Origin of the sequence: Actinacidiphila oryziradicis (genome assembly GCF_005047355.1) — a bacterium.
GTDB classification, from domain to species: domain Bacteria; phylum Actinomycetota; class Actinomycetes; order Streptomycetales; family Streptomycetaceae; genus Actinacidiphila; species Actinacidiphila oryziradicis.
Genome location: NZ_SUMC01000273.1, coordinates 1 through 2,959 on the forward strand (window position 1 = coordinate 1; position 2,959 = coordinate 2,959).

Annotated in this window: 2 protein-coding genes and 2 pseudogenes; all 4 read right to left on the reverse strand. The window is 69.0% G+C overall.

The features are described from left to right. Positions 1 to 298 precede the first annotated feature (298 nt). A complete protein-coding gene (locus tag FCI23_RS55015) occupies positions 299 to 538 on the reverse strand; it encodes a heavy metal-binding domain-containing protein (RefSeq protein ID WP_136731670.1) in 240 nt (79 codons plus the stop codon). 735 nt (positions 539 to 1,273) lie between these two features. Then, positions 1,274 to 1,711: pseudogene (locus tag FCI23_RS55025) on the reverse strand (XdhC family protein); the annotation flags it as partial. A 100-nt stretch (positions 1,712 to 1,811) separates the two neighbouring features. After that, positions 1,812 to 2,561, reverse strand: coding sequence for a GAF domain-containing protein (locus tag FCI23_RS55030; RefSeq protein ID WP_169317483.1), 750 nt, complete (start codon positions 2,559 to 2,561; stop codon positions 1,812 to 1,814). Positions 2,562 to 2,566: 5 nt separating this feature from the next. Beyond that, a pseudogene (locus FCI23_RS58000) lies at positions 2,567 to 2,959 on the reverse strand (ANTAR domain-containing protein); the annotation flags it as partial.

Genomic DNA, 2,959 nt, shown 5'->3' on the forward strand with positions numbered 1-2,959 from the left:
TCGGCATACACGGACTGTAACCACGGATGCTCTGCCCGGCTGCGCTCGACTCGCCGCTGTGCGGCCACCACTGCCGTGTCCTGATCAGACCGAATCCTCGACGGTGCCGCCCGACCCCGTGTCGGCGCGGTCAGGACGGCCCGGCGTTGTCGATCACGTCGGTACCCAGAACCGCGACCAGGCCGTGGTGGTCGCTGGCGCCCTCCAGCTCGGCCAGCAGCTGGCAGGACATCACCGCATCGGCCAGGCTGCGCTATCAGGAGTCAGAGTGCTGCGCTGGGGCAACGGGGCATCGCCGTCAGACGCCCGAATGCCTCAAGGCGGTGCCGTATGCCACCCATTTCAGGTAACCGTCGGATGCACTGACGATGAGCCGAACGCCAACGATCGCGTCGGCTCCCTGGTCCGCCGCCTTCTGCTTGAGGCCGGCGAAGACACTAGCCGTCTCCCCGCCCGCCGCCTCTTCCCACACGAGCCACGCCTTCGTGAGGGGCCTGTGGTCCGGGATGGGGAGCCCGTCGGTTGTGTGCATCTCCATGGCATCAGCTTCGGCCACGGTCCGCGATATCGCGCGTGGTGCTGGGCCGCACGGACGCGCCGATTGTCCGTTCCCCGGATGCTCGAGTACATCCGGCCCGTCGACAAGTGGCGTGACGACCCCATACGGGGGATCGGGCTGTGGCCGGCACGCGGATACTACCGGGACATTTCATGCGGCGGCCGTTCTCCCGGCGGCCTGCGGTCCGGCGGCAAGAGGACTCTACGTGTCAGCGAGGCCCAGGCACCTGGGCCACATGCGCGTCAGCTAGAAAACGCAACGGAAGCCGTGCTGGCCTGCGACAACGCCTAAGTGTCCCCATCGCCGACACGCTGCGAGCGCGACCGTCGGCCCTGCACCCCGGCGGGGCTGGCGTTCGAACTTCGGTGCGGCCGGTGGCCGGATTGACAGGGGTCCAGCAGTAACAGATACGGAGAGCTACATAACCGATACGTTTTGTATATGACTAGCTGCCCAGGTCACCCTGGGCACTGGTGGATCCAGTCCGCACGGGCCTGTGCGATGTCCTCGTTGGACCGTCCGACGAAGTTCCACCACATCTCACTCGGCGCGTTCGTCGCCGCCGACGCGGCGCAGCGCCCAGACGCATGCGCGCGGTGTTTCCTGCAGGACCACCGGCGAGTGGGTGGCGATCAGCGCGATGCCGTTGCGGTCCATGAGCAGTTCGGACAGGGCCTGCAGGAACGCGGACAGCAGGGGCGTCGCCCGCGGCCTGACCTCACCGGCTGCCGTCTCATCCGCGTCATGATGAATCGGTGCATGCGCGCCGGTCAGCGGAACACCCGTCCCGCCCCGCCGGGCGGCGACGATCTCCGCCGCGATGGACAGGGCGGTCTCCTCGGGTGTGCGGGCACCGAGGTCGAGGCCGATCGAATGCAGCCTGGCCAGTTCGAGCTCGGTGACACCGGCGTCGCGCAGCCTGCGGTTGCGGTCCTCGTGGGTGCGGCGCGAGCCCATCGCGCCGACGAACGCGACCGGCAGCCGGAGGGCGACTTCCAGGAGGGGGATATCGAACTTGGCGTCGTGAGTGAGAACGCACAGGGCTGTACGGCCGTCGGTACCGGTACGCTCAAGGTAGCGGTGCGGCCAGTCGACCGCGATCTCGTCGGCCGCCGGGAAGCGGGCCCGTGTGGTGAAGCCGGGGCGAGCGTTGTGCTCGGGAAACTGCCGCCCGGGCGACATCGGGTCTGAGTCCCGGTTCCCGGCGACGGCTTCCGCACGCCGGGACCGGCCGCACTGCGGGTGAGGCGGGTCAGCGCCGCGGTGGCGCGGTGGCCTGGTGTGGGATCTGGGTGGTGTCGAATGTGCCGTTGGCGATCTCGCGGGCCAGCCGGGCAAGCTGGAGGTTGTGGGCGCGGGCGTAGCCGCGGAAGGCGGCGAAGGCGTCGTCGACCGAGACGTGCCAGCGTTCCGCGAGGATGCCCTTGGCTTGTTCCAGGACGATGCGGCTGGTCAGGGCGTACTGGAGTTGGGCGCGCTCGACTTGGCTTTGGTCCAGGGTGCGCTGCTGGAGGATGGCGATGGTGGCCATGTCCGCCAGGGCTTGGGCCAGGGTGATGTCCTCGTCGCTGAGGGGGCCGGGGTCGGTCTGGAACAGGGCGAGGGCTCCGATGACCCGGCCGCGCAGCCGCAGCGGGAGCGCGTTGGTGGCCACGAACCCGGTCTCCGCGGCGCGGGCGGCGAACGCGGGCCAGGCGGCGGTGACCTTCGGGTCGGTGAGGTTGATGTTGGTGCGGGCCTGGCCGCTCTTGTAGCAGTCCACGCAGGGGCCCTGGTCGTGTTGCAGGGCGAAGAGTTCCAGCAGCCGGGTGTGCTCGTCGGAGGCCGCCATGGTCTGCAGGAGGTCGTGCTGGTCGGCCAGCAGGATGCCGACCGCCGCCACGTTCAGCAGTTCCATGCAGCGCACCGAGAGCTGCTGGAGGAAGTCGATGAGGTCGAAGTCGTCGATCAGGGAATCGGCGACTTCCACGAAGACTTCGGTCATGCGCTGTTCGCGGGTCATGTCGATCAGTCCTTGTCTACGACGGTCGGAGGCGTGCCATTGCGGCCTGGGTCCAGGCGAAGGCGCCGGTCCACCACGTCCTGGGAGACGTCGGTGATGGAACGCCCGCTGCCGTAAGCATGCGCGCGTAGCCGCAGCAGGGCTTGGGGCAGGGGCAGGGCGAGCTGGACGCTCACCATGCCCGTCGCCTGGTGGATCACCGCGTGCTGCAGGGTGTGCGGGGAGTCGGCGGGAAAAGACCCGTCCAGGCGTGGTTCACCGCTGCCCAGGCAGCGGTGAGTGAGCGAGTCGGCCAGCATCACAGCGTCGTCGGCCTGCTGGGCGCTCAGCGCACCCGGGGTGCGGCGCACCGCGGTCATCACGCCGACCCTGATGGCGCCGATGCCCATCGGGAAGCA

Excerpts from the sequence above, each read along its gene's own strand:
- FCI23_RS55015 (WP_136731670.1), bottom strand. The coding sequence starts at position 538 with ATGGAGATGCACACAACCGACGGGCTCCCCATCCCGGACCACAGGCCC.
- FCI23_RS55030 (WP_169317483.1), bottom strand. The coding sequence starts at position 2,561 with ATGACCCGCGAACAGCGCATGACCGAAGTCTTCGTGGAAGTCGCCGAT.